The organism is Spiribacter pallidus, from assembly GCF_040838495.1.
In the GTDB taxonomy this organism is placed as follows: domain Bacteria; phylum Pseudomonadota; class Gammaproteobacteria; order Nitrococcales; family Nitrococcaceae; genus Spiribacter; species Spiribacter pallidus.
In genome coordinates this window covers 632,740-658,543 of record NZ_JBAKFM010000001.1, presented here as the reverse complement: position 1 = coordinate 658,543, position 25,804 = coordinate 632,740, and the positions used below count along the sequence as shown (strand labels likewise).

The 25,804-nt window shown below is 67.3% G+C and carries 26 protein-coding genes; 15 read left to right on the top strand and 11 right to left on the bottom strand.

Features of this window, described 5'->3' with window-relative positions:
- The first annotated feature begins 69 nt into the window (after positions 1-69).
- The 4 genes from V6X73_RS03320 to V6X73_RS03305 all read left to right on the top strand — a co-directional run bounded on the left by V6X73_RS03320 (position 70) and on the right by V6X73_RS03305 (position 2,188).
- Positions 70-420 (top strand): DUF1289 domain-containing protein, encoded by a 351-nt coding sequence (locus tag V6X73_RS03320; RefSeq protein WP_367957735.1) that lies wholly within the window; start codon positions 70-72, stop codon positions 418-420.
- Entirely contained in the window at positions 407-691 is a 285-nt protein-coding gene (locus tag V6X73_RS03315) for a cysteine-rich CWC family protein (RefSeq protein ID WP_367957737.1), read from the top strand. Before V6X73_RS03320 ends, V6X73_RS03315 begins: the two co-directional genes overlap by 14 nt.
- Before the next feature lie 79 nt (positions 692-770).
- The gene (locus V6X73_RS03310; protein WP_367957739.1) at positions 771-1,502 is read left to right on the top strand and encodes a FadR/GntR family transcriptional regulator; all 732 of its coding nucleotides are present in this window, start codon (positions 771-773) and stop codon (positions 1,500-1,502) included.
- Between the two features lie 143 nt (positions 1,503-1,645).
- Positions 1,646-2,188: an adenine phosphoribosyltransferase gene (locus tag V6X73_RS03305; RefSeq protein WP_367957741.1), complete on the top strand. Its 543-nt coding sequence runs from the start codon at positions 1,646-1,648 to the stop codon at positions 2,186-2,188.
- A 5-nt stretch (positions 2,189-2,193) separates the two neighbouring features.
- Here V6X73_RS03305 and V6X73_RS03300 read toward each other — a convergent pair whose 3' ends face one another.
- From V6X73_RS03300 to V6X73_RS03285, 4 genes are read right to left on the bottom strand one after another with little or no spacing between them, the layout of a single operon-like run.
- A complete protein-coding gene (locus tag V6X73_RS03300; RefSeq protein WP_367957743.1) occupies positions 2,194-3,042 on the bottom strand; it encodes an ABC transporter permease in 849 nt (282 codons plus the stop codon).
- Positions 3,042-4,049: an ATP-binding cassette domain-containing protein gene (locus tag V6X73_RS03295; RefSeq protein ID WP_367957745.1), complete on the bottom strand. Its 1,008-nt coding sequence runs from the start codon at positions 4,047-4,049 to the stop codon at positions 3,042-3,044. Before V6X73_RS03295 ends, V6X73_RS03300 begins: the two co-directional genes overlap by 1 nt.
- 3 nt (positions 4,050-4,052) lie before the next feature.
- A complete protein-coding gene (locus V6X73_RS03290) occupies positions 4,053-7,100 on the bottom strand; it encodes an efflux RND transporter permease subunit (RefSeq protein ID WP_367957747.1) in 3,048 nt (1,015 codons plus the stop codon).
- A complete protein-coding gene (locus V6X73_RS03285; protein ID WP_367957749.1) occupies positions 7,097-8,200 on the bottom strand; it encodes an efflux RND transporter periplasmic adaptor subunit in 1,104 nt (367 codons plus the stop codon). Before V6X73_RS03285 ends, V6X73_RS03290 begins: the two co-directional genes overlap by 4 nt.
- A gap of 156 nt (positions 8,201-8,356) precedes the next feature.
- On the opposite strand from V6X73_RS03285, the gene V6X73_RS03280 reads away from it, so the two are divergent.
- Positions 8,357-9,217, top strand: coding sequence for a universal stress protein (locus V6X73_RS03280; protein WP_367957751.1), 861 nt, complete (start codon positions 8,357-8,359; stop codon positions 9,215-9,217).
- 3 nt (positions 9,218-9,220) lie between these two features.
- Here V6X73_RS03280 and V6X73_RS03275 read toward each other — a convergent pair whose 3' ends face one another.
- Genes V6X73_RS03275 through folE form a run of 3 tightly spaced genes read right to left on the bottom strand, consistent with a single transcriptional unit; the run spans position 9,221 to position 10,801 of the window.
- Complete coding sequence (locus tag V6X73_RS03275; protein WP_367957753.1) at positions 9,221-9,859, bottom strand: LysE family translocator; 639 nt, start codon at positions 9,857-9,859, stop codon at positions 9,221-9,223.
- Position 9,860: 1 nt separating this feature from the next.
- Positions 9,861-10,241 (bottom strand): dihydroneopterin triphosphate 2'-epimerase, encoded by a 381-nt coding sequence (gene folX, locus V6X73_RS03270; RefSeq protein WP_367957755.1) that lies wholly within the window; start codon positions 10,239-10,241, stop codon positions 9,861-9,863.
- Positions 10,238-10,801: a GTP cyclohydrolase I FolE gene (folE, locus tag V6X73_RS03265; protein ID WP_367957757.1), complete on the bottom strand. Its 564-nt coding sequence runs from the start codon at positions 10,799-10,801 to the stop codon at positions 10,238-10,240. Before folE ends, folX begins: the two co-directional genes overlap by 4 nt.
- Positions 10,802-10,904: 103 nt before the next feature.
- Here folE and V6X73_RS03260 point away from each other — a divergent pair, with 103 nt between their 5' ends.
- Genes V6X73_RS03260 through V6X73_RS03220 form a run of 9 tightly spaced genes read left to right on the top strand, consistent with a single transcriptional unit; the run spans position 10,905 to position 22,053 of the window.
- Complete coding sequence (locus V6X73_RS03260; RefSeq protein WP_367957759.1) at positions 10,905-13,205, top strand: glycoside hydrolase family 15 protein; 2,301 nt, start codon at positions 10,905-10,907, stop codon at positions 13,203-13,205.
- On the top strand, positions 13,206-14,501 hold the full coding sequence (locus V6X73_RS03255; protein ID WP_367957761.1) for a glycosyltransferase: 1,296 nt from the start codon (positions 13,206-13,208) through the stop codon (positions 14,499-14,501).
- Between the two features lie 54 nt (positions 14,502-14,555).
- Complete coding sequence (locus V6X73_RS03250; protein WP_367957762.1) at positions 14,556-15,515, top strand: glutathione S-transferase family protein; 960 nt, start codon at positions 14,556-14,558, stop codon at positions 15,513-15,515.
- Between the two features lie 12 nt (positions 15,516-15,527).
- Positions 15,528-16,148, top strand: a complete 621-nt coding sequence (gene ribA, locus V6X73_RS03245) for a GTP cyclohydrolase II (protein ID WP_407810459.1) — start codon at positions 15,528-15,530, stop codon at positions 16,146-16,148.
- Between the two features lie 19 nt (positions 16,149-16,167).
- Positions 16,168-17,241: an efflux RND transporter periplasmic adaptor subunit gene (locus V6X73_RS03240; protein WP_367957763.1), complete on the top strand. Its 1,074-nt coding sequence runs from the start codon at positions 16,168-16,170 to the stop codon at positions 17,239-17,241.
- 4 nt (positions 17,242-17,245) lie between these two features.
- Positions 17,246-20,392 carry an efflux RND transporter permease subunit gene (locus V6X73_RS03235; RefSeq protein WP_367957764.1) on the top strand — a complete coding sequence of 1,049 codons (3,147 nt, stop codon included), beginning with the start codon at positions 17,246-17,248 and terminating at the stop codon, positions 20,390-20,392.
- Positions 20,393-20,448: 56 nt separating this feature from the next.
- Positions 20,449-21,048, top strand: coding sequence for a glutathione S-transferase family protein (locus V6X73_RS03230; protein ID WP_367957765.1), 600 nt, complete (start codon positions 20,449-20,451; stop codon positions 21,046-21,048).
- Complete coding sequence (locus tag V6X73_RS03225; protein ID WP_367957766.1) at positions 21,048-21,740, top strand: AzlC family ABC transporter permease; 693 nt, start codon at positions 21,048-21,050, stop codon at positions 21,738-21,740. Before V6X73_RS03230 ends, V6X73_RS03225 begins: the two co-directional genes overlap by 1 nt.
- A complete protein-coding gene (locus V6X73_RS03220) occupies positions 21,733-22,053 on the top strand; it encodes an AzlD domain-containing protein (RefSeq protein WP_367957767.1) in 321 nt (106 codons plus the stop codon). Before V6X73_RS03225 ends, V6X73_RS03220 begins: the two co-directional genes overlap by 8 nt.
- On the opposite strand, the gene V6X73_RS03215 is transcribed toward V6X73_RS03220, so the two are convergent.
- Positions 22,050-22,214, bottom strand: a complete 165-nt coding sequence (locus V6X73_RS03215; protein ID WP_367957768.1) for a hypothetical protein — start codon at positions 22,212-22,214, stop codon at positions 22,050-22,052. The genes V6X73_RS03220 and V6X73_RS03215 overlap by 4 nt on opposite strands.
- Positions 22,215-22,322: 108 nt before the next feature.
- Between V6X73_RS03215 and V6X73_RS03210 the strand changes: the two genes are divergently transcribed.
- On the top strand, positions 22,323-23,282 hold the full coding sequence (locus V6X73_RS03210; protein WP_367957769.1) for a LysR family transcriptional regulator: 960 nt from the start codon (positions 22,323-22,325) through the stop codon (positions 23,280-23,282).
- A 9-nt stretch (positions 23,283-23,291) separates the two neighbouring features.
- Here the strand turns inward: V6X73_RS03210 and V6X73_RS03205 are convergent, their stop codons facing one another.
- Genes V6X73_RS03205 through glpK form a run of 3 tightly spaced genes read right to left on the bottom strand, consistent with a single transcriptional unit; the run spans position 23,292 to position 25,772 of the window.
- Complete coding sequence (locus V6X73_RS03205) at positions 23,292-23,780, bottom strand: TspO/MBR family protein (RefSeq protein ID WP_367957770.1); 489 nt, start codon at positions 23,778-23,780, stop codon at positions 23,292-23,294.
- A 23-nt stretch (positions 23,781-23,803) separates the two neighbouring features.
- Positions 23,804-24,247, bottom strand: coding sequence for a VOC family protein (locus tag V6X73_RS03200; RefSeq protein ID WP_367957771.1), 444 nt, complete (start codon positions 24,245-24,247; stop codon positions 23,804-23,806).
- Between the two features lie 28 nt (positions 24,248-24,275).
- Positions 24,276-25,772 (bottom strand): glycerol kinase GlpK, encoded by a 1,497-nt coding sequence (gene glpK / locus V6X73_RS03195; protein ID WP_367957772.1) that lies wholly within the window; start codon positions 25,770-25,772, stop codon positions 24,276-24,278.
- Positions 25,773-25,804 lie beyond the last annotated feature (32 nt).

The window sequence follows — 25,804 nt, the reverse complement described above, 5'->3', positions numbered from 1 at the left end:
ACCCGCGCGCCAATTGCCCATGGGTTGGGTTTCTGTTAGAACTGCGCTACTACATCTTGTGGAGGTATTATGTCCGGCTCGTCCCCCTGCGTGAGCATCTGCGAAGTCGAATCCGGCCGCTGCATTGGTTGCGGGCGGACCGAGCAGGAGATTGCCGAGTGGCGCGACTACCCCGAAGAAAAGCGCCTGGCGATCATGGACCGGCTCGAACGCGAGGCGGCCGAGGGCGGCTGGCTAGATGATGCGCTATTCGACTCAGCCAGCCCGTCGGACGCCGCTCCGGCGGTGCGCGACGCGACTGCCGGCGCGTCGGCCCAAGCGACCGCTACCGGCTCGGCGACTGGATCCGCCACCAGCTCGGCGGCCGGGACCGCGTCCGGCTCCGCCATCTCGCCCGGAGGCCGCCGTGCCGGCCCATGAGCCCAAGCGTTGTCCGCGTTGCGGCAACGGTTTTGAATGCCGCCAGGGCAGCATCCATCGCTGCCAATGCGTGGATGTGGTGCTCACCGACGAGGTCCGCGAGGCCATCGCCCACCGCTACGATGACTGCCTCTGCCGGGATTGCCTGTTGGCGCTGGCCGGGCCCGACGGGCTGGCGGCCAATGCACCGGCCGGCCAGCGGCCGGCCCCCGGGGCGGTCCACGCCTCGCCCGCCGCGCTGGTGCGGCACTTCAATCCGCTTCGCTCTTAACTCGCGCTCGTGCTGACGCGGCGGCCATGCATCAGGCGGCGTGGCCCGTTATGATGCGCGCAGCCGAGGAGGGAGCGTCTTGGAAAAGCATTTCAGGCCCATCGAACCGCCCGAGGAAGGACGCCTCAGTGATGCGGTGGCAGAACACATCGAAGGACTGATCGTCGAGGGTCAGCTTCATGCCGGCGATACCCTGCCGGCTGAACGCGAGCTCGCGCGGCTGCTCGAGGTCTCGCGGGCATCGTTGCGCGAGGCACTGCTCATGCTGGTCTCGCGCGAGCTCCTCAGTGTCCGGCGCAATGCCGGTTATACCGTCGCCGAGGTCACCGCCCCCAGTCTGACCGATCCATTGTTGCGGCTAATGGAGGCCCAGCCCAAGGCGGTCGCCGATGTGCTGGAGCTGAGGCAAGGCATCGAGACCCTGACCGCCAGTCTGGCGGCGCGGCGGGCCACCGCCGATGATGTCGCCGATATCACCGAGGCGCTCGAGCGCATGGAAACCGCCCAGGGCGACGGCCGGGCTGGTGAGGCGGCGGACTGGGATGCCCGGCTGCATCTGGCGATCGCCGAGGCCAGTCACAATGTCGCGCTGGTGACCATGATGCGCGGGCTGTTCGAGGTGCTGCGCGAGCATGTCCGTCGGGCCCGGGCGGCGATGCTGATCAGTCCCCATGGCGAAGAGGATCTGCGTCAACAGCACCGCGACCTGGTCGAGGCCATCCGCCAGGGGGATGCCGATGCGGGCCTCGCCGCCGCCGAGCGCCATCTTCAATACCTGCGCGACGGCCTGGATCTCGGGGAGGGTCGGTAGCACCCTCGGTCGCCGACCTTGTTCGCAATCCGGGCGATCGATCGCAACCTGGGCTTGTGACCGACCCGGCGGCGGGGCAGCATGATCCACCAGGCAGCATCCACTTGGCATGAACCACCCACCGGAGGTAGCAGAGGAAGACCATGGCGATGGACAACCGTGCGGCGGCGTTGGCCCGGGTCGAGGGCCTGATCCGGGATATCCCGGACTTTCCCAAACCGGGCATCCTTTTCAAGGACATCACCCCGTTGCTGGGGGATGCCGAGGGGTTTCGGCTAAGTATCGAGTTGCTCGCCGATGCCATTGAGGGGCCCGGGCCCGAGTACATCGTCGGCACCGAATCCCGGGGCTTTATCTTTGGCGCGGCGCTGGCCTTTCATCTGGGGGCGGGCTTCATCCCGGTGCGCAAACCGGGCAAGCTGCCGGCGGATGTGCATAGTTGCGAGTACCAGCTCGAATACGGCACCGACGCCCTCGAGGTCCACCGCGATGCACTGCATCGTGGCGCGCGGACGCTGATCGTCGATGATCTGCTCGCCACCGGCGGCACCGCCCGGGCCACCGGTGATCTGCTTCGCCGCCTGGGTGCCGAGCTGCTCGGCTACAGCTTTGTCATCGAGCTCACCTTTCTCAACGCCCGCCAGCAGATGACCGACGCACCGGTAATGTCGCTGATCCGTTACTAGGCGCTCTAACGCACCAACCGCCGGCGGGCCAGCGCGGCGCTCAGCCAGTACGTGGCGATGATATAACCAACAATCACCGCCAGATGCAGGATCGGCGCATCGATGGCGCCGCCGGTCATCAGTGGCCGGACCAGCATCACCACATGGGCAAGGGGCAGGCACTGGGCGCCGATCTGCACCGCCCCCGGCAGGCTCTCCAGCGGAAAGAACACCCCCGAGAGCAGCAGCATGGGGGTCATCACCAGGGTGAAGTAGTAGAGGAAAAAGTCGTAGCTAGGCGAGATGGCGGTGACGATCATGGCGATGCCGGCAAAGGCAAAGCCAGCGAGCAGGATCACCGGCAGCACCAGCAGGGCCTGGGGGCCGGCCACCAGCCCCAGCAGGGCGGCAACGAGGACGATGGCGCTGGCGTTGATCAACGCCTTGGTGGCCGCCCAGGCGATCTCACCCAGCACCACATCGTCCACGTTCATGGGCGCGGCGAGCATCGCCGCCCAGGTCTGTTGCTGGGTAAGCCGAGTAAAGGCCGAGTAGAGGGCCTCGAAGGTGGCGCCGGTCATCGCCGCCGAGCAGACGATGCCGCTTGCCAGAAAGACCATGTAGCTCATGCCTTCGACTTCGCCGACGAACTGCCCCAGCCCGTAGCCGAGTGCCAGCAGATAAAGCACCGGCTCGCCAAAGTTGCCGAGCAGCGAGGGCAGCATGAGTTTGCGCCAGACGCGGAAGTTGCGCTGCCACACGGCAAAAAAGCGCAGACTGAGGATCGGTGGCCGGCGCAGTTCGGTGCCGAGCCGATCGCCGGCGGCCGAAGCGACCGAGCCCGGCGAGCTGTCTGACTGGGTGGAGATGCTCATCAATCGCGAAGATCCCGTCCGGTGAGTCGCAGAAAGACATCCTCCAGGCTGGCGGGCCGGTAGAGATAGCGCGGGCCGATCAGCCCTTCAACGGCATCCAGCAGCGGGCCGCGGTCATCGCCGTAGATAAGGATGGTCTCGCCCACCGGCTCGACTCGCAGCCCGGCATCGGTCAGCGGCGCCAGGGGAGCGGCATCCCCCTGGCCCAGCCAGTCCCGGGCCAGATCACCGCGCAGTTCCACCACATGGGGCTCGATGTGGCGGGCGATCAATTGCGCCGGGCTGTCGCAGGCGATGATCCGGCCGTGGTCGATGATCGCCGCCCGGTCGCAGAGCCGTTCGGCCTCTTCCATGTAATGGGTGGTGAGCAGCAGGGTCTTGCCGCGGCGACGCAGGGCGTGCATACGCTCCCAGATGTGCTGCCGGGCCTGGGGGTCCAGCCCGGTGCTTGGCTCATCCAGCGCCAGCAGCGCCGGGTCGTTGACAAGCGCCCGGGCCAGGGTGAGGCGGCGTTTCATGCCACCGGACAGGCCCTGGATGGGGGCATCGGCCCGGTCGGTGAGCTCGGCAAAGGCGAGCAGCTCGTCCATGCGCGCTTCGACCTGTCGGCGCGCCAGCCCGTAGTAGGCGCCGTAGGTGATGAGGTTTTCGCGCACGCTGAAATCCGGGTCCAGGTTGTCGAACTGCGGCACGATGCCGGCGCGCTCGCGCATGGCCCGGCCCCGGTGCGGGATGGGCTCGCCAAGGACATGCATCTCGCCACCGCTGGGGGGCGTAAGCCCCAGCAGCATGCGCAACGTCGTGGTTTTGCCGGCGCCGTTGGGGCCAAGCAGGGCAAAGCACTCGCCGGCGGGGATATCCAGATCGATGCCATCGACCACATTCACCCCGCCGTAGCGGCGGGTGAGCCCGCGGGCGGTGATGGCCGGCGCGTCGGCCGCACCCACCGCCGCGCCACCGCCGGCGGCGGCGGATCCGGTGATCGCCTCATCTACCGGCACGGCCATGGCCTAGGCCGCGGTCGCCGGCTGGGCGTTATGGTCCCGGGCGAGGATCAGATAGAACGCCGGCAGCACAAAGAGGGTGAACAGCGTACCGATGCCAAGCCCGGTGGCGATGGTCAAACCAATATGGAACCGGCTGACCGCGCCCGGCCCGGTGGCGATCAGCAGCGGCACCATGGCCATGATCAGCGCCAGCGAGGTCATGATGATCGGCCTCAGCCGAATGGCCGAGGCCTCTTCCACCGCCGCGCGTTTATCCATGCCCTTGTTGATCTGCAGGTTGTTGGCGAACTCGACAATCAGAATGCCGTTTTTGGCCACCACGCCGATCAGGGTGATCAGCCCCACCTGGGTGTAGATATTGACCGTGGCAAAGCCAAGGGTGATGAACGCCAGCGCCCCGGCGATGCTGAGCGGCACCGAGACCAGGATGATGGCCGGATCGCGCCAGCTCTCGAACTGCGCGGCCAGCACCAGATAGATCACCAGGATCGAGAGGAAGAACGTCACCACCAGCGCCGTGCCCTGGTTGGCGAGCTGCCGGGACTGGCCGGTGTAGTCGACGCCAAAGCTCGCCGGCAGGGTGCGCTCGGCGGTGCGCTCGAGAAAGCCAAGGGCGTCCCCCAGCGGCACCCCGGGGGTGGGGATGCCCTCGAGGGTCACTGAGTTGAGCTGCTGGAAGCGGTTGCGAGAACTGGGCACCACCGAGTCGCTCAGGCTCACCACACTGGCAAGCGGCACCTGCTCACCGCTGGCGGTGTCGATGTAGTAGTCCTGGAGCTGCTCGGCGGTCAGTCGGTAGGGCCGGTCCACCTGGGGAATGACCTTGTAGCTACGGCCATCCAGGTTGAAGCGGTTGACGTAGCCCCCACCGAGCATGCCCGAGAGGCTGTTGCCCAGATCGGCCATGGTGATGCCCAGATCCGCCGCCCGATCCCGGTCCACCTCGAGGGTGGTCATGGGCCGGTCAAACTCGGTGGATTTTTTAAGGAACATAAAGTTGCCGCTCGTCATGGCCTGGCCGATCAGCTCGTTGGCCCGGGCGTCCAGGGCCTCGTAGCCCGCCGAGGAGGTCAGCACGAACTGGACCGGCAGACCGCCGCCCGACCCCGGCAGGCTCGAGGGCGGGAACACCGCCGTATCGAGCCCCGGGTTGGCGCTGAACTTGCCGGTCATCTCGCCCTGTACGGCGGCCAGGTCGCGATCGCGCTCGGTCGGTGGTGGCAGCTTGAGCCCGCCAAAGATGGTATCCGGCGAGAAGCCCCCCAGGATCATGAAGGTGGCCTGGTACTCATCGATGCGCTCGGCGGCGGCCTGATAGCGCTTGCCGTAGTGGTCGAGATAGTCGTAGGTGGCGGTCCGCGGGGCCGAGCCCTGGAAGAAGATGATGCTCTGATCCTCAGTGGGGGCGAGCTCGTTCTGGCTGGTGACAAACATAAAGTAGTTCGACGCCAGCACCACCACGCCAAAGAAGATGAGCACGCTCTTGGTCTCGAGCAGTCCGTGGAGGACGCGCTTGTAGCCGGCGGCGAGGTTGTTGAAAAGCCGCTCCACGCCGGCCTCGAACCGGCCCGGGTTGCCGCCGGGCTTGAGCACCTTGGCCGAGACCATGGGCGAGAAGGTAAGTGCCACCACCCCCGAGATCAGCACCGCGCCGGCCAGGGTGAAGGCGAACTCGGTGAAAAGCGTCCCCACCAGGCCGCCCATGAATCCAATGGGCGCGTAGACGGCCAGCAGGGTGGTGGTCATGGCGATGATCGGCACGGCCAGCTCCCGGGCCCCCATGAGCGCGGCCTCGCGGTTGGTGTGGCCTTCTTCGATATGCCGGTGGATGTTCTCCACCACGATGATGGCGTCATCCACCACCAGCCCGATGGCAAGCACCATCGAGAGCAGCGTGAGCAGGTTGAGCGAGTAGCCCAGCGCCAGCATCAGCGTGGCGGCGCCGACCAGCGACAGGGGCACCGCCAGCGAGGGCACGATGGCCGCCCGCAGCGAGCCGATGGTCAGAAAGATCACCACCAGCACGATCAGTACCGCCTCGAGGATGGTCTTTAGCACCTCGTTGATGGAGTCCTCGATGAACTCGCTGGCGTCATAGGGCAGCGCCAGCTCGATGCCCTGGGGGAGCTGGCGGCGCAGGTCCGGGAGCTCTTCTCGTACGGCCCCGGCCACATCCAGCGGGTTGGCGCCGGGGGCCTGTTCCACGGCGATAAACACCGACGGCCGGCCTTTGTACCAGGCCGCCGACGAGTAGGTCTCGGCGGCAAACTCGGTGGCGGCCAGGTCCTCCAGCCGGATGACGGTGCCGTTTTCTTCGCGTACCACAAGCCGCGAGAACGCCGCGGGGTCGCTGATGTCGGTGGTCACCGACAGGTTGATCTGGGTGTAGGGGCCCTTGGTCGAGCCGATGCCCGCCTGGTAGTTGTTGGCCCGCAAAACGCGGCGGACCTCGCTGGCGGTGACATCCAGCGCGGCCATGCGCTGTGGATCGAGCCAGATGCGCATCGCCGGCGAGCGGCCGAACACCCGGGCCTTGGCCACACCCGGCAGGGCCTGGACCTGGGGCTGGAGGACCCGGTCGACAAAGTCGGTGATCTCGGGCACCGGTACCGACTCGCTCGAGATAGCCAGATACATCAGCGCGGTCTGATCGCCGGTGCTGGATTCGATGACCGGGTCGCGGGCCTCGGCGGGCAACACGTTGCGCTGGCTGGCGACCTTGGCCTGGATCTCGGCCACCGCGGCGTTGGCGTCGTAGTTGAGGACCATGTTGACCTCAATCGTCGACTGGCCCTGACGGCTTTCCGAGGTGATGTAGTCAATGCCATCGGCCTCGGCGATGGCCTGGGACAGGGGCTGGGTGATAAAGCCCTGCACCAGTTCGCTGTCCGCCCCGGGGAAGGCGGTGGTGACGGTGACCACGGTGTTTTCGGTGGACGGGTACTGGCGGACTTCGAGCAGCCCCAGCGAGCGGGCGCCGGCCAGCAGGATCAGCAGGCTGACCACCGTGGCCAGCACGGGGCGGTTGATGAAGGTATCGGTAAACTTCATCGCCCACTCACTGCCGCCGGATCCGGCGTCTCGCTGTCATCGATGGTCACCGGCTGGCCGGGGCGGACCTTGACCAGGCCGGCCCCCACCACCCGATCGCCTTCGGCGAGCCCCGAGACCACCTCGACCCGGCCGTCGCGAACGGCGCCGGTCTCGATCTGTACCCGCTCGCTGACCAGGCCGTCGTCGCCTTCGACGATGCGCATGGCGAAATCACCATAGGTGTTGTAGTTCACCGCCGTCCGCGGGATGGTCAGCACCGAGCGCTGGTCGGCCTGCAGCAGCCGGATGCGGGCGAACATGCCCGGCCGCAGCCGGCCGTCGGCATTCTCAAGGGTGGCACGCACCGACACCGATCGGGTCTGGTCGCTGACATCCGGCTCGACGGCGGTCACCGTGCCGGTGAACACCGACGCGTAGGCCGAGGTGCGGACCTCGACCCGCTGTCCGTTGCTGATATCGGGCAGAAACCGCTCGGGCAGGGTGAAATCGGCATAAATCGGATCGATCCGCCGCAGGGTGACGATATCGCTGCCCGGGGCGAGGTACTGCCCGGGGCTGACGCGCCGCAGCCCCAGCACCCCGTCAAAGGGGGCGGTGATGGTTTTCTGGCCGATCCGCGCGCGCTGGCTGCGGACCGCGGCTACGGCGCTGTCGAGCCGGGCCCGGGCTTCGTCGAACTGCGACTGCGAAATGGCGCGCTGCTCGAGCAAATCCTGGGCGCGACGAAACTCGATGCGGGCCAGTTCGGCCTCGGCCTTAAGGCCATCGAGCTCGGCCTGGTCGACGGTCTGATCGAGGGTCAGCAGGGTGTCGCCGGCCTCGACCGCCGCGCCGGATTCAAAGGCGATGGACTCGATGATGCCGGCCACCTCGGTGCTCACCGCCACGGTGTCCACGGCGGTCAGGCTGCCCACCGACTCGCGCTGCTGCTGCCAGTCCTCGCGCTGGACGGTCGCCTCGACCACATTGGCCGGCTGCGGGCCGCCAAATCCCGCCATCTGCTGGGGGATCTGGATGAGAAACTTATAGCCGAAAACGCCGCCGAAGAGCACACCCAGCAGCAGCAGGGCGATCAGAAATCGCTTGGTAAGTCGCATGACCAGGGCCTTATCGTTGATTCTCGCGCGGCATCCGTCCGCGGTTGGGATGACACTGTCGTCACCATAAAGTTGCGATCATATCAGCCGTGCCGGGGGTTTTTGCCAATCGCGCTGGCCGGCCCGGCGACGGCGGGCGTAGGCTTTGGGCAAGGCATGGCAACACCACGAGGTCAGGGGATGCGCGATATCCTGCTCTATCTCACCGATGATGGCCATGAGGCCGATCATATCGCCGCCACGGTGGCACTGGCCGAGGCCCAGGGGGCGCGGCTGACCGGGCTGGCGGTGGCCGAGCCCCTGGCCGCCCACGCCGAATATCTACCCCCCGAGGCGCTCAGCCGCTACCGCGAGGCCTGGCAGACCCGCAATGCCCGGCTGCAGCGCCGTTTTGACGCCGGTGTGGCCCATTCGGCGCTGACTACCGAGTGGCGGTCGGTGGAGGATCTACGGGTCGACCGGGCGGTGGTGGATGTGGTGGCCATGCAGGCCCGCTATGCCGATCTGCTGGTCATGGGCCAGGTGGACCCGGACCGGCCGGCGGATCTCATCGCCGCTGATCTGCCCGGCCAGGCGGCGGTGATCGCCGGCCGCCCGGTGCTGGCCCTGCCCTATGCCTGGACCCCTCGGCCCATCGGCCAACGGGTGATCATCGGCTGGGATGGCGAGCGCGAATCCGCCCGCGCCGTCGCTGATGCCCTGCCGCTGCTCCGCGCGGCCGACTGGGTGCAGGTCTTAAACATCGACACCGGCCCCGGCGGACGTCGGCTGGCCGCCGATCTGCCCGGCGCCGACATGGCCGCCCATCTGGCCCGTCACGGTGTGGCGGTCGAGGCGGCCCATTCCAGCGCCGACATCCCTCTGGCCGATGCGCTGCTCTCGGCGGTGGCGGACGCCGATGCCGATCTGCTGGTCATGGGCGCCTATGGCCGGTCGCGGTTTCGCGAGATGATCCTGGGCGGCACCACCCGGCGGATGCTCCGCGAGATGACAGTGCCGGTGCTGCTCTCGCACTGACGCTCAGCCGCCGGCGACACCCACAACGGTGGTGAGCGCGAGTCCCACCAGCACCACGCCGGTGAGCCGGTCCAGCCAGCGCTGATGGCGTCGCAGCCATCGGGCCGCCCCCGAGCGGGACAACACCGTGGCCACCAAGGCATACCAGCCGGCATCAACGATCATGGCGGTGGCGGCCAGCCCGAGCACCACCGGCCAGGGCGCGCCGGGGGTGACGAACTGGCTGAAAAGCGCCAGAAAGAACACGGCGATCTTGGGGTTGAACAAGGCAATGGCCAGGCCATCCCGACAGGCCCCGCCAAGCCCGGCGGACGGCCCGGGCCGGGCCGCGGTGGTCGAACCCTCGGCCGTCGCCCCGTCCCCGGCGCGCAGGGCGGAGGCCCCCAGCCAGAGCAGGTAGGCGGCGCCGGCGAGCGCCAGCAGGTTGTAGACCCCCGGGCTGCCGGCGATGAGCGCGGCCAGGCCCAGGGCGGTGGCAAGGGCATAGCCGCCCACCATCAGGCCGTGGCTGAGGGCGGTGGCGATGCCGGCGGCGGTGCCCTGCCGCAGGGTGTTGCCCATCACCACCGCCAGGCTGGGGCCCGGCGAGAGGGCGCCGAGCAGGCACACGGCGGCGAGCGATAGCCACTCCGCCGGGGTCAAGCTATCGGCTCGCCGCCATGGTCAGCGAGACCGAATCGGAAAAGCGCAGCGCGTGGGGCTTGTCCACCTCGACCTCGGTGGCCTTAGCCGCGTCATGGGCCATGACGATCTCGACCAGGTCATTGACCAGCTTTTCCAGCAGCAAAAAGCGGTTGTCCTCGACGTGGGCGATCACCTGCTTGGTGATGGTCTTGTAGTCCAGCGCCTCGTCCACCGCATCGCCCCGGGCGGCGGCCAGGGCGTCGTAGTCGATGCGGATGTTGACCACCACGTCCTGGCGCTTGCGCTGCTCTTCGTCGTTAAAGCCGATAAAGGTGCGAAGGCGCAGGTCCTTGATGTGGATCCGCGACAGGGGCCGGTTGAGGGGGTCGTCGCCGCTCATGTCGCCCGCCGCCGGATGAGCTGGAGGAATTCGTTGCGGGTGGACTCGGACTCGCGGAAGGTCCCGAGCATCACCGAGCAGCTCATCTCGGAGTTCTGCTTGCTCACCCCGCGCATCATCATGCAAAGGTGCCGGGCATCCATCTGCACCGCCACCCCCTTGGCATCGGTGGCCGACTGGATTGCGTTGGCCACATCCCGGGCGAGCTTTTCCTGGATCTGCAGCCGCCGGGCGTACATATCGACAATCCGGGCGATCTTCGACAGGCCGATCACCTTGCCATTGGGGATGTAGCCCACCTGGGCGTGGCCGATGAACGGCAGGACATGGTGTTCGCAGAGCGAGTAGAACTCGATATCCCGAACAATGACCATTTCATCGCTGTCCGATTCGAACAACGCATCATTGACTAAATCGTCTAGCGACTGGTTGTAGCCCTGGGTGAGGTACTCCATGGCGCGAGCGGCGCGATAGGGCGTTTTGAGTAGACCTTCGCGGGTGACGTCCTCGCCGACGCCGCGGATAATCTGCTCAAAGTGATGATCCAGATCGGGATTCATGTTCGATCTCCAGTCGCTGGGAATACGCCATGACAATGGCAAGAACCATCAATTCTTACATGGGCGTTGCAGGAATTCGACAAGGGGGCATGGATTGGGGCGATTGAGCGGGGCCATCCGCTGGCTGCCGTGGCGCTGGCTGCTGCGGCGGGCGGCGCGGTCGCAGGGGTTTCTCGACCCGCTGGCGGTGATGGCGCGTCTGCGCCGCTTTGGCCAGCCCGCCGAGGTGGCCGAGCCCATCGAGCTGCTGCGCGCCGGCATGATTTTCCACGCCCGGGGGCTGGTCAACACCCGGGTCATCCAGCACAACCTCGACTGGGTCTGGCCCTGGTGGATCGAACAGCAGTTCGACCCGGCAAGTCCGGCGTTTCTGCCCCGGGCGTTTAGCATCACCCACGTCAACCTCACCCACCGCAACTGGACCGCCGTGGGCCGGCCGGACTGCGCCGCGCTGCCCATCGTCGACCCCCGCGGCCTGGTGACACCGCTCGATGATGGCTGGTCGCTGGATGCCTGGGTGCTGGGCGAGGATGGCAGCGCGCTCTACCCGGCCCGCGCGGCCAGCGCCGATCAGCAGCTCAGACACGGTGACGATGACTTAAGCGTGGTCACCCGCCTCGCAGAGGCCGGGCTCGGGCTGACCAGCGAGGCCTGGCTGGCCCGCGAGGCGGACCGGCCGGTGCTCTACTGCCGCTATCAGGCCGATGCCGATCAGCCCGCGCGGCTCGCCATCTCGCTGCGGCCCTACAACCCTGAGGGCATTAGCTTTGTCCATGGCCTTGAACAAACGCCGGTGGACGGCGGGCTTCGCTGGCAGGTGGATCGCGGCGAGGGCCCGCCGGCAACCCTCGAACTGGACGAGCGGCCCCAGGGCACCCTCAGTTCGGATTATCACGGCGGCGATGTGGCGCTGGCGCTCGATCAGATGCCCCATGGCCAGTCGGCGGCGCCGGATGCCCCGCAACAGCAGGACTGCGAAACCGGGCTTGTGACCGCCGCGGCGCTCTACGCCATCGAACCGGGGGTGGCGCGGACGGTGACCCTGCGCATCCCTTTGAGCCGCGAGGCGGCCCAGTCCACCCCCCAGGGCTGGGCGGCGGTGGATGCCGCGGCGGCGCAGTTGCAACTGCCCGATGCCCGGTATCAGGCCCTGTACCGCAGTGCGGTGCGCACGCTTGCCATGCACTCGGTCGAAGATATCTACCCCGGGCCGTATACCTATCGACGGTTCTGGTTTCGTGATGCGGCGTTCATCATCAATAGCCTTTTGCAGGCCGGGCTGGTGGCCCGAGCCGAAAAGGCCCTGGCGGCGTTCCCCACCCGGCAGACCCGGGCGACGGGCTATTTTCACAGCCAGGAGGGCGAGTGGGATTCGAACGGCCAGGCGTTGTGGATCCTCGAGCGCTTCCATGCCCTGACCGGGCGCTGGCCGTCGACAAGCGCCGGCCGGGACTGGCACACGGTGGTCCGCCGCGGGGCGGAGTGGATCGCCCGCAAGCGGCTTGATGCCGACAGCGACCGCCCGGAGGCGGGGCTTCTGCCCGCCGGTTTCAGCGCCGAGCATCTGGGGCCCAATGATTATTACTACTGGGACGATGAATGGGCGGTGGCCGGGTTGCGGGCCGCCGCCCGGCTGATGGACGCCGAGGCCGACGCGCCGGCGGCGCGCTGGATGCGCGCCGAGGCCGAGAATCTCGCGCAGTGCATCGACCGGGCCCAGGCCAACGACGCCCGGCGACTGGGCGCGGCGCTGCTGCCCGCCTCGCCGCTGCGGCGCATGGATGCTGGGGCCATCGGCTCGGTGGTCGGGGGCTATCCGCTGCAGCAGCGCCCGGCCAATGACGCCGCGCTGCTTGCCACAGTGGATTATCTGCTCGCCGCCCACCGGGTGGGCGGTGGCTTTTTCCAGGAGATGATCCACGCCGGGATCAACGCCTATCTGACGTTGCATCTGGCGCAGATCCTGATGCGTGCCGGCGATGACCGGGGCCTGGCGCTGATCGAGGCGGTGGCCGATCTGGCAAGCCCCACCGGGCAGTGGCCCGAGGCCATCCATCCCCATACCCGCGGCGGCTGTATGGGCGATGGCCAGCATGTCTGGGCCGCCGCGGAGTGGGTGAGCGTCATGCGCAACGCCTTCTGCCGCGAGGAAGACCGCGGCCTGGTGCTGGGCGCCGGAGTGCTGCCCCGGTGGCTGGCGGCGGGCGAGACACTGTCGTTCGGGCCCACCCCCACGGTGTACGGGGCGGTGAGCGTGACGATCACCCCCGAGTCGGGCGGCTGTCAGGTGGAATGGCGGATTGACGGTGGTGATCCGGCGTGGATCACTGTGGCGCTGCCGGGCCACGCGCCGGTGGCGCTGGCCGGCGAGGCGCGGGCAACCCGGGTGGAGGCCGTGGCCTGAATGAACATCGTGATGATGACCAACACCTACACCCCCCATGTGGGCGGGGTGGCGAACTCGGTGGCGGCCTTTGCCGAAGGCTACCGTCGCCGTGGCCACCGGGTGCTGGTGGTCGCTCCGGTTTTCCCGGATATGCCCACCGACGAGCCGGATGTCATTCGCATCCCGGCCTGGCAGAACTTCAACGGCAGCGATTTCTCGGTGGTCCTGCCGGTGCCCACCGGGCTGGACGAGGCGCTGGATGGCTTTGCCCCGGATATCATCCACGCCCATCACCCGTTTCTGATCGGCTCGACCGCCCTGCGGGTGGCCGCCGAGCGACGGGTGCCGCTGGTTTTCACCCACCACACCCTCTACGAATGCTACACCCACTACGTCCCGGGCGATTCGCCGGCGCTCAAGCGCTTTGTCATGGCGCTCTCCACCCATTTTGCCAATAGCTGTGACCGGGTGTTCGCCCCCAGCCAGAGCGTCGCCGAGCTGATCACCGACCGGGGCGTGACCACCCCCATCCGGGTTGTGCCCACCGGGGTGGATGTCAACGCCTTCGCCAGCGGCGATGGCGCTGCGTTTCGCCGTAAGGCCGGGATCCCCGCCGGGGCCCGGGTGATCGGCCATGTCGGCCGGCTGGCCGAAGAGAAAAACCTGGGCTATCTGGCCGATGCCATGATCGCCGCCTGCCGGCAGGATGAGACGGTGCACTGTCTGGTGGTGGGCGATGGCGCGGCGGCGGATGATTTTGACCGGCGCTTCGACAACGCCGGCCTCGCCGGGCGGCTGACCCGCCCCGGGGCGATGACCCTGCCCGGGCTGGCCGATGCCTATGCCGCCATGGACAGCTTTGCCTTTGCCTCGCTCACCGAAACCCAGGGGATGGTGGTGGCCGAGGCGATGGCCGCCGGCCTGCCGGTGGTGGCGCTGGATGCCCCGGGGGTGCGTGAGGTGGTCGACAACCGCAATGGCCGGCTGCTGCCCGCCGACAGCGAAGCCGAGGCGATGGGCGGGGCGCTTTTGGCCATTCTCCACCAATCGCCGGCCGAGTCCCGGGCCATGGCCTCGGCGGTGGCGGCAACCGCCGAGGCCTTTGCCATGGAGCGATCGGTGGCCACCGCCCTGGCCCACTACCAGGGGGTCATCGCCGAGCATGGCTCCTCCGCCGGCGCCCGGCAGGCGGCCCGTGATCGCTGGCAGGAGAGCCTGCGGGGCATCCAGGCCGAGTGGGCGGTCATCCGCGGCCTGGCCCGGGCGGCGGGCAAGGCCATCGCCTCGGACAAGACTCCGGATTACCCGAGCTAGCGGCTGTGCCAGACTGGCCAGTCACGTGATTCCCAACCACAAGGCAGGACAACCATGGGTTTACTTGTTGACGGTGTCTGGCACGATCAGTGGTACGACACCGAGTCCACCGGCGGGCGCTTCGAGCGGCCGGAGACTGTGTTCCGGCGCTGGATCGACCCGGCGGGCGATTTTCCACCGCAATCCGGGCGGTATCTGCTCTATGTCTCGCTGGCCTGTCCCTGGGCCCATCGCACCCTGATCTTGCGCGAGATCAAAGGCCTGGCGCCGCATATCGATGTGGCGGTGGTGCATCCCTACATGGGCAGCGGCGGCTGGCATTTCGACGGCAGCTATCCCGGGGCCACCGACGAGCCGCTCTATGGGCTTTCGCATCTCCATGCCCTCTACCAGCGCGCCGATCCCCACTACACCGGCCGGGTGACGGTGCCGGTGCTCTGGGACCGGGTGGGCGAGACCATCGTCAGCAACGAATCGGCCGATCTGGTGCGCATGTTCAACCGCGCCTTCGATGATCTGCCCGGCGTCGAGACCGGGGTCGATCTCTACCCCGCCGACCGGGCCGAGGCCATCGATGCGCTCAACGAGCGGATCTATCACACGGTGAATAACGGCGTGTACAAGGCCGGATTCGCCACCACCCAGGCCGCCTACGAAGAGGCGGTGGCGGCGCTATTTGACAGTCTGGACTGGCTGGAGGCGCAGCTTGGCGAGCGGCGTTATCTCACCGGTGATGCCATCACCGAGGCCGACTGGCGGCTTTTCACCACACTGGTGCGCTTTGACGCGGTCTATGTCGGCCATTTCAAGTGCAACCTGCGCCGGATCGACGACTACCCCCATCTGAGTGGCTATCTGCGTGACCTCTACCAGCAGCCGGGCATCGCATCGACCGTGGATCTGGATCATATCAAGCGCCATTACTACACCAGCCACCCGATGATTAACCCCACCGGGGTGATCCCGGCCGGGCCGGTGCTGGATCTCGATGCGCCGCACCATCGGGGCGCGTGATATCCTTGTAAGATGATGTCTGAGCAGGCTTTAACCGTTGAATCGGGCGTGCATCACACCGGTGAGGCGCGTCTGCCCACGCGCTGGGGCGAGTACCGCATCCACGGCTTCGAGGATGGGGCGGGCGCCGAGCATGTGGCGCTGGTCATGGGCGAGCCCGACGGGGCGGCCGCCCCGCTGGTGCGGGTGCATTCCGAGTGTCTGACCGGGGATGCGCTTTTCAGCCAGCGCTGTGACTGCGGCCCGCAGCTCGAGGCGGCCATGCAGCGGATCGGCGAGGCCGGCGAGGGCATCATTGTCTACCTGCGCCAGGAGGGCCGGGGAATCGGGCTTTTGAACAAAATCCGCGCCTATGGTGTGCAGGACCGGGAGGGAGCCGATACGGTCGAGGCCAACGAGGCCCTGGGCTTTGCCCCCGACGCCCGCGACTATGGCGTGGCCGCGGCGATGCTCGCCCATCTGGGCATCCAGCGCCTGCGACTTTTGACCAACAACCCGCAGAAGGTGGCCGGCCTCGAGGCCGCCGGGGTCCAGGTGGTAGAGCGGCTGTCGCTGCGCGCCGGGCGCAACCCGCACAATCATGCCTATCTCGAAACCAAGGCGGCCAAATTCGGTCACTGGTTCGAGGACTGAGCCACCGTCGGGAGCCGGGATGAACCTCAAATCCTATCTAATTGCCTTGGCTGTGGCGCTGGTGCTGGGGGCCTGGATGGTCAGTGGGCAATTCGCCGATGAGCCGGTCGCCCAGACCGAAGAGAGCGCTTCTGCGGCAGCGCCGATGACCGTCGAGGTGGTCGAGGTCAGCGCCCGGCCGGTGCAGCGGTTCATCGAAAGCGAGGGCGATACCGAGGCGGATCAGGATGTGCAACTGCGTGCCGAGACCGCCGGGCGGGTCAGCGCGGTGCGCGTCGAGCAGGGCGAGCGGGTGGCGGCCGGCGATACGCTTTTGACCCTTGCCATGGGCGATCGTCAGGCCCGGCTGGCCGAGGCCGAGGCCCGGGTTGCGCAGCGCCAGGCCGATCTGGATGCCGCCGAGCAGTTGCAGCGCGATGGCTACCAATCCGAGATTGCCGTGCGCGAGGCGCGGGCGGCGCTGGAATCGGCCCGGGCCCAGTTGGCAGCGATTCGCGAGGATATCGCCAATACCACGGTCACCGCGCCCATCGACGGGCTGTTGCAAAGCCGGGCGGTGGATGTGGGTGACTACGTGCGGGTGGGTGATGCGCTGGCGCGGTTGATGACCACCGATCCGCTGGTGGCGGTGGCCCATGTCGCGCAGCAGGACATCCGGCAGATCGAGCTGGGTCGGCCCGCTGAGCTGACCCTGGCCACGGGGGATCGCCTGACCGGCCGGGTCCGTTATATCAGCGCCGCCGCCGAGGCCGGGTCGAAGACCTTTCGGGTCGAGGTCCACGCCGACAACCCGCAGGGACTGCCTGTGGGGGTGAGTGCCACCATCCGCATCCCGCTGGGGGCGGCCCGCGGGCATTTCTTGAGTCCCGCCTGGCTGTCACTCAATGAGGCCGGCGAGATGGGGGTCAAGACCCTGGATGAGGACAACCGGGTCGTGTTTCGGGCGGTCGAGGTCATTCGCACCCAGCGGGACGGGGTCTGGGTCGCCGGGCTGCCCGATTCGATCCGGCTGATTACCGTCGGCCAGGGGTTTGTCCAGGCCGGCGAGCAGGTCGACCCGGTGATGGCCGAGCAGCCGGCCACGGAGCCTTAAGGCCGTGCGGGCGCTGATCGACGCCGCCTTCTCGCGCAGTCGCTCGGTGAGCTTTGTCCTGCTGCTGATCGTCGCCATGGGCGTGGTGGCCTACCAGGACATCCCCAAAGAGGCCGAGCCCGACGTCAACATCCCCATCATCTATGTCTCCATGGCCTACGAGGGCATCTCGCCGGAGGACGCCGAGCGATTGCTGGTCCGGCCTATGGAGCGCGAGCTCTCCACCATCGAGGGGCTCAACGAGATCAAGGGCACCTCCACCGAAGGCTTTGCCTCGGTGCTTCTGGAGTTTGACGCTGGCTTTGACGCCGACCGCGCTCTGGATGACGTCCGCGAAGGGGTGGACATTGCCCGCTCGGAGTTGCCCCAGGGCGTGGAGGAGCCCCGGGTCAACGAGGTCAATGTGGCGCTCTTCCCGGTGCTCACGGTGGCGTTGTCCGGTCCGGTGCCCGAGCGGGCGCTGATCGATGCCGCCGAGCAGCTCCAGGACCGGATCGAGGCGGTCCCCGGGGTGCTCGAGGCGGATATCGGCGGCAATCGCGAAGAGCTGCTCGAAGTGGCGGTGGATGACCGGGTCATGCAGACCTACGACGTCTCCTATGCCGATCTTTTCAATCTGGTCGACCGTAACAACCGCTTGATCGCCGCCGGGGCCCTGGATACCGGGGCCGGCCGGCTGTCGGTCAAGGTCCCCGGGGTCATCGAGAGCATGGACGATGTCCTCAACCTGCCGGTAAAGGTGGCCGACGACCGGGTGGTGACCTTTAGCGATGTGGCCGAGGTGCGGCGTACCTTCAAGGACCCGGACGAGTTTGCGCGCATCAATGGCGAGCCGGCGGTCACACTCGAGGTCTCCAAGCGGGTGGGGGCCAACATCATCCAGGTCAATGACCAGGTCCGGCGCATTGTCGGTGGCATGCAGCCGCAGTGGCCGGCGTCGCTGGAGGTTACCTATCTGCAGGATCGCTCCGAGGACATCCGCACCATGCTGCGGGATCTGCAGAACAACGTCATGACCGCGGTGGTGCTGGTGATGATCGTGGTGGTGGCGGCCATGGGCTGGCGCCCGGCGCTGCTGGTGGGGCTGGCCATCCCCGGGGCGTTCCTCGCCGGGATCCTGGTGGTCCACGCCCTGGGCTACACCATGAATATCGTGGTGCTTTTCAGTCTCATCCTGGTGGTGGGCATGCTGGTGGATGCCGCCATTGTGGTGGTCGAGCTTGCCGAGCGGCGCATGACCGAAGGCTGGAGCCCGCGGGATGCCTATCGCTATGGGGCCAGGCGCATGAGCTGGCCGATCATCGCGGCGACGGTGACGACACTGGCGGTGTTCGTGCCGCTGCTTTTCTGGGGCGGCATCGTCGGGCAGTTCATGAAATACCTGCCCATTACGGTGATCATCACCCTGGCGGCCTCGCTTGCCATGGCGCTGATTTTCATTCCCGTGCTGGGCGGCTGGCTGGCCCGGCCGCAGCAGGCCCAGGGGGCGCATCAACGCCGCGTGACCATCGCCGAGCGTGGTGATCTCAACCAGCTCGATGGCTTCAGCGGCCGCTACATCCGCCTGCTGCGGGGGGCGCTGCAGATGCCCGGGACGGTGTTTGTGCTGTTGCTTGCCTTTGTGGTGGCCACCTACATCGCCTACAGCCGGCTGGGTGCCGGGGTGGAGTTCTTCCCCTCCACCGAGCCGGATTATGCCCGCATCCAGATCCAGGCCCGGGGGGATATGTCGGTCCACGAAAAGGATGCCCTGGTCCGCGAGGTCGAGACCCGCGTCATGGCCTTTGACGAGGTGGACTTTGCCTACGCCCGCACCTTTGCCGACCCCACCCGCACCGGTGGCCAGTCCGTCGCCCGGGATGCCATCGGGGTGGTGCAGCTCGAGTTCGTGGACTGGTCGCAGCGGCGGCCGGCGGCGTCGATCATCCGCGATATCCGTGCGGCAGTGGCGGATGTGCCCGGGGTGCGGGTGCAGATCACCGAGCAGCAGGAGGGCCCCGGCCAGGCCAAGCCGGTGGAGCTGCAGGTCACCGGGCTGCCGGATCAACTGCCCGCCGGGGTGGCGCAGTTGCGCGAGCGCATGGGCAGTCTGGGCGGGTTCGCCGATGTCGAGGACAACCGGCCGTTGCCCGGCATCGAGTGGGCGCTGCAGGTGGATCGGCAAAAGGCGGCGCGCTACGGCGCCGATGTGCAGCTTGTCGGTAATGCCGTCCAGCTTGTCACCAACGGGGTGTTGATTGCCGACTACCGACCGGATGATGCCGATGACGAGCTCGATATCCGGGTGCGCTACCCGGTGGCCGAGCGCAACCTCGACAGCCTGGGCGAGCTGCGGGTGCCGACCCGGTTTGGCCAGGTGCCGGTGAGCAATTTCGTCGACTTTCAACCGGCGCCGCGGACCGGCACGCTCGAGCGCATCAACGGCCAGCGCGTGCTCACGGTCAATGCCGATGTCCAGGCGGGCCGGCTGGTGGACGAGCGGGTCCAGGCGCTGCGCCGGTCGCTGGCCGACGAGCCGCTCGCCGGTGACGTGCAGGTGCTTTTCAAAGGTGAGGACGAGGATCAGCGCGAGGCCCAGGCCTTTCTGAGCCGGGCCTTTGTGGTGGCCATCGCGTTGATGGCGATCATCCTGGTCACCCAGTTCAACAGCCTCTATCAGACGCTGCTGGTGCTCTCGGCCATTGTGCTGTCCACCGCCGGTGTGCTACTCGGGCTGATGCTCACCCAGCGGCCCTTCGGGATCGTCATGGGTGGGGTGGGGATGATCGCCCTGGCGGGCATTGTGGTGAACAACAACATCGTGCTCATCGATACCTACAACGGCCTGCGCGGCGAGGGCATGCCGGTGCAGGAGGCCATCCTGCGTACCGCGGCACAGCGTCTGCGGCCGGTGCTTTTGACCTCGGTGACCACTGTGCTGGGGCTCATGCCCATGGTGCTCAAGCTCAACGTCGACCTGCTGGGCCGCAGCATCGAGTTCAATGCCCCCTCGACCCAGTGGTGGGCCCAGCTTTCGGCGACCATCGCCGGGGGGTTGAGCTTTGCCACGGTGCTGACCCTGCTGCTCACGCCCTGTCTTTTGATGCTCGGCCACCGGGTCAGCCAACGCCTGGGTGGTTGGCGGCAGCGCTGGCAAAGCGCCGGGGCCTAGGCTTGTGCCGCCCCGCTGGAGGGGTATGCTGGCGCCACTAAAAAGGGAGGGGACCCATGCAGCTCTATACCTCGACGACATCGCCCTACGCCCGGCTGGTCCGGGTGGCGCTGGCCGAAAAGCAGCTCTCGGCGGGCATTGATTATCAATTTCTCGACCCCTGGCAGGATCCGGCGGCGCTGCAGTCGGTCAACGCCGTCTGCCGGGTGCCGACGCTGGTCACCGATGATGGCCAGGCGTTGACCGAGGCGGCGGTGATCCTGCTCTTTCTCGAGCGCCGGTATCCCGAGCCACGGCTGATGGGGCGGGACAATGTCGAGCAGGTCCATGCCCGGCTGGGCCAGGCACTGGGTTGCATCGATGCCGGCGTGGGGGTGATCACCGAGCGCCGCCACGGGGACCCCGAGACCGCGCTTACCCGTCGGCGGGCCGCCGCCCTCGAGCGCTCGGCCCATGCCATTGCCGAGGCGGTGGATGTGGACGGCGATGGCAAGCCGGATCTTGGCAGCCTGGCCCAGGCGGTGACCCTGGCCTGGCTGGACTTCCGCTTTGCCGCTGAGTTGCCCTGGCGCGAGCAGCATCCGGCCACCGCCGAGTGGCTTGATCGCATCAGTCAGCGCCCCTCGTTTGTCGAGACCCAGCCACCGGCTGTCTGATGACAACCGGCCGGGCCGCCTTTGTCGCCGGTTTGCAGGCGGTCGCCCCGATGGTGGCGGCGATCGTGCCGTTTGGCGTGACCGCCGGGGTGGCCGGGCTGGATGCCGGTCTGGGGCCGTGGGTCACCATGGGCATGTCGGTGGTGATCTTTGCCGGTGCCTCGCAGCTTGCCAGCATCCAGCTACTCGATGCCGGGGCGGCGGTCCCGCTGGTCATCGTCACCGCGCTGCTCATCAACCTGCGGATGGTGATGTACAGCGCCCACCTGGCGCCGCATTTCCAGCAGGCATCGGGACCGACCCGGTCGTTGATGGCCTATCTGCTCACCGATCAGGCCTATGCGCTGACCATCTCGCGGGTGATGGATGACCGGCCGCTGCTGGCGGGGCATTGCTTTTATCTGGGCGCGGCGCTGCCCCTGTGGGGGGTCTGGCAGATCGCCACGGCCTTTGGTTACTGGGCCGGGGCGGCGGTGCCGGCGGGCTGGGAGCTGGGGTTTTTTGTGCCGCTCATCTTTCTGGCGCTGCTGGTGATGTCGATTCGCAGTCTTCCGGGGCTACTGGCCGCGGCGGTGGCCGGCACCATTGCCGTGGCCGGGGCCGGCCTGCCGGCGGGGTTGGGGCTGACGCTGGGGGCCGTGGCCGGGATTGCCACCGGGGTCGTGGCCGAACGCTGGGGATCCCATGCCTGATCCGGTGTGGTGGGTGGTGCTGGCGATCGGGGCCGGGACGTTTTTCTGGCGGGGGTCGTTTCTGGTCTTTGGCCGGGGGTTGCACATGCCCGATCTGGTCCGGCGGGCGCTTAACTACGTGCCGCCGGCGGTCTTTGCCGCGTTGGTGCTGCCGGGGCTTGTCCAGTTCCAGGCCGAAGGGGGCATCGATGCCCCGCGGCTGGCGGCGGGCCTGCTGGCCGCCGCGGTGGCCTGGCGCACCCAGGGGACCATCGCCACGCTGGTGGCGGGCATGGTCACCCTGTGGGCGCTGCGGGCGTTGCTGGGGGGTTAGCGGCTGGCGAGGCCGTGGCCGGCGGCCGCGCGGTCGCCAAGCCCCTGGCGGACCCGGTGGACCAGCGATTTGCAGGCGCCGGCGATATAGGCGCTGCGAATCATCTCTGCCTGGCGCAGGGCGGCATCGATTTCTGAGTGACTGATCTTTTCGGCCTGCATGCTGTCATCTCCCTGGTGCGTCATTGCGAGCGTTAGGCTATCCTGTGCCCAGAAAAAGATAATCCGGCAAACTGGAACAGTATTCTTGAACGATAGGAACGAATAGACATGGATCGGGCCGCGGAAATGCACATGTTCGTCCGGGCCGTGGACAAGGGGAGTTTCTCCGCCGCGGCCCGCGACCTGGATCTCACCCCATCGGCGGTGAGCAAGCAGATACGCCGGCTCGAGGATCGCCTGGGGGTACGGCTTTTCAACCGCACCACCCGCCGGGTGAGCCTCACCGAGGTGGGCCATGCCTACTATGAGCGCTGCAGCCGCATCATCCAGGAAATCGAAGAGGCCGAAGAGGCGGTCACCGCGCTCAACGAAAACCCCCGCGGCACCCTGCGGGTGGCCGCCACGGTGGCCTTTGGCCGGGTCGAGGTCTTGCCGCGGATCAACGAATTCCTCGACCGCTATCCCGATTTGAACATCGAGTTCGAGCTCACCGACCGGCAGGTGGACTTGATCGAGGAAGGGATCGATGTGGCCATCCAGTGGCGGGAGCAGATGGAAGACCCCTCGCTGATTGCCCGGCGGCTTTGCGTCAACCGCCGCATTATCTGTGCCGCACCCAGCTATATTGAGCAGTTCGGCAAGCCGACCACGCCCGAGGCGTTACTCGATCACAACTGCCTGACCCTCTACGAGGTCTCGCAGTTCAACGACTGGGCCTTCGAGGATGCCAAGAAGGGCCACCGGGTTTTGCATGTCGGTGGCAACTTCCGGGCCAACACCGCCGATGCGCTCTACGAGGCCGCACTGGCCGGTGTGGGGCTGGCCCGGCTTTCGACCTGGTTGGTGATGCCGGCCATCCGCCGGGGCGAGCTGGTGCCGGTGCTGCCCCAATACCCCCACGAGAGCTCGGCGTATTTCCTGCTCTACCCCCATCGCCGGCATCTCTCGCGCAAGGTCCGGGCGTTTGTGGATTTTCTCGTCGAGGTGTTCACCCCGGTCCCGCCCTGGGAGCGGGAGGGGCTGGAATTCACCGAAGCGGAGTGGCAGGCCCGGATCGAGCGCGAATAACCCGCCGGGTTAGCCCGGCGGCGCCGGGCCGTTGAGGGCGATGATGCCGATATTGAGGTAGGCGGCGTAGCTCACCCACACCAGATAGGGGGCGAGCAGCCAGGCGGCCGGCGGGTGGATGCGCCGAAAGCGCAGCATGGTCAGTCCGATCAGCGTCCAAAGCACCACCAGATCCACCAGCGCCCAATCCGGTCGATGCCATTGGAAAAACAGCACACTCCAAAGCCCGTTGGCGCCGAGCTGGGCGACAAAGGGCAATAACGCCGCCAGCCCGCCGATCAGCCCGACGCGCCGCCAGACCTGCCAGGCGGCCGCGGTCATGAGGATATAAAGTACCGTCCAGGCCACCGGAAACAGCCAGTCCGGCGGCGTCAGCGGGGGCTTTTCGAGCGCGGCGTACCACTCGCCCGGTGGGCTCAAGATACCGCCCATGGCGGTGACCACCACCAGCGCGATCCAGACGGTAAGCCCGGTCAGGTCGCGTCGGCGATCGGTCATCGGGGGCGCCGATGGGTTCATGGCTACCAGCTCCCGGTGTTGGGCATGGACTGCCAGGGCTCCTGCGCCGGCAGGGCATCGCCCTTTTGCAACAGCTCGATGGAGATGCCATCGGGTGATTTAACAAAGGCCATGTGGCCATCCCGGGGTGGCCGGTTGATGGTCACGCCGTTGTCCATCAATCGCTGGCAAAGGCCATAGATGTCGGTGACCCGATAGGCCAGGTGGCCGAAGTTGCGGCCGCCGTCATAGACCTCGGGGTCCCAGTTGTAGGTGAGCTCGAGCATGGGCGCCCGATCGTCGGAGCGGGCCCGGTCCACGTCATCGGGGGCGGCGAGGAAGATCAGCGTAAAGCGGCCCTGTTCGCTGTCGCGCCGGCTGATTTCTTCCATGCCCAGCAGACCGCAGTAGAAATGCAGCGAGGCCTCGATATCGCTGATGCGCACCATGGTGTGGAGATACTGCATGAATCCTCCTCGCGGTGGCCGGCGCCAATTAGTGGGCACCGGTGGTTAATGTCCGCCGGACCGCATCATGCCAGCCCTCGACCACATGGTCGCGGTGGCTTTTGGCCAGTGCTGGCTCGAAACGCTCATCGAGCGACCATTGTGCCTTGAGATCGTCCAGCGAGTCATACAGTCCATGCCGAAGGCCGGCCAGATAGGCCGCCCCCAGCGCGGTGGTCTCGATGGTCTCGGGCCGTTCCACCGCCAGACCGGTGAGGTCGGCGAGCCGCTGGAGCAGCCAGTTATTGGCCACCATGCCGCCGTCCACCCGCAGGGTGGCCTGGGCGGTGCCCGAGTCGGCGGCCATGGCCTCGAGCAGGTCGCCGGTCTGCAGACAGACCGAGTCGAGGGCGGCGTGGACAAACTCTGCCACCCCGGTGTTGCGGGTCAGGCCAAAGATGGCGCCCCGGGCGTTGGGATCCCACCAGGGGGCGCCCAGCCCGGTAAAGGCCGGCACCAGGTAGAGCCCTTCGGCCTCGGCATCGTTGGCCAGCCCCTCACTCTGCGAGGCGTGGGCGATGATGCCGAGCTCGTCGCGCAGCCACTGAATCGCCGCCCCGGCGATGAAAATCGCCCCTTCCAGCGCATAGGTGGGCTTGCCATCGATGCGATAGGCGGTGGTGGTGAGCAGCCGGTTGTTCGACGGCACGGCCTGGTCGCCGGTATTCATCAGCGCAAAACAGCCGGTGCCGTAGGTGCTTTTGATCATCCCCGGGGCAAAACAGCACTGGCCCACCACCGCGGCATGCTGGTCGCCGGCGATGCCCTGGATGGGTAGGCTCATCCCCAGGGCATCGGCGTGGGTGGTGCCAAAATCATCGGCGCTGTCCATCACTGTGGGTAGCAGGCTTGCCGGGATGTCGAAAAGCGCCAGCAGCTCATCGTCCCAGCACTGCCGGTGGATGTCGAATATCAGCGTCCGGCTGGCGTTGGTGGCGTCGGTGGCGTGGGACTGGCCGCCGGTGAGATGCCAGAGCAGCCAGGTGTCGACGGTGCCAAAGGCGAGCTCGCCATTGCGGGCCCGCTCACGGGCGCCGGCGACGTTGTCCAGCAGCCAGGCGATTTTGGTGGCGGCAAAGTAGGGGTCGAGCAGCAGCCCGGTCCGCTCGGCCACCATCGCCTCGTGGCCGGCGGCCTTGAGGGCGGCGCAGCGCTCGGCGGTGCGCCGGTCCTGCCAGACGATGGCGTTGTGAATGGGGGTGCCGGTGTGGCGATCCCAGATGATGGTGGTCTCGCGCTGGTTGGTGATGCCAATGGTGCGGGCGTGGACACCGGCCGCCTTGGCCGAGCGCAGCGCCTTGCGGCAGGTCTCGAGGGTGCTGTCGAGCAGATCCTGCGGGTCATGTTCGACCCAGCCGCTTTGCGGGTAGTGTTGCGGGAATTCCTGCTGGGCGGTGGCAACGATCTGTCCGTCCAGATCGAAGACAATGGCCCGGGAACTGGTCGTGCCCTGGTCGATGGCCAGGATGCCGCTTCGCTCGGCCATGATGCTCCCCTCCTGTGGCGTGATTCGGCTGC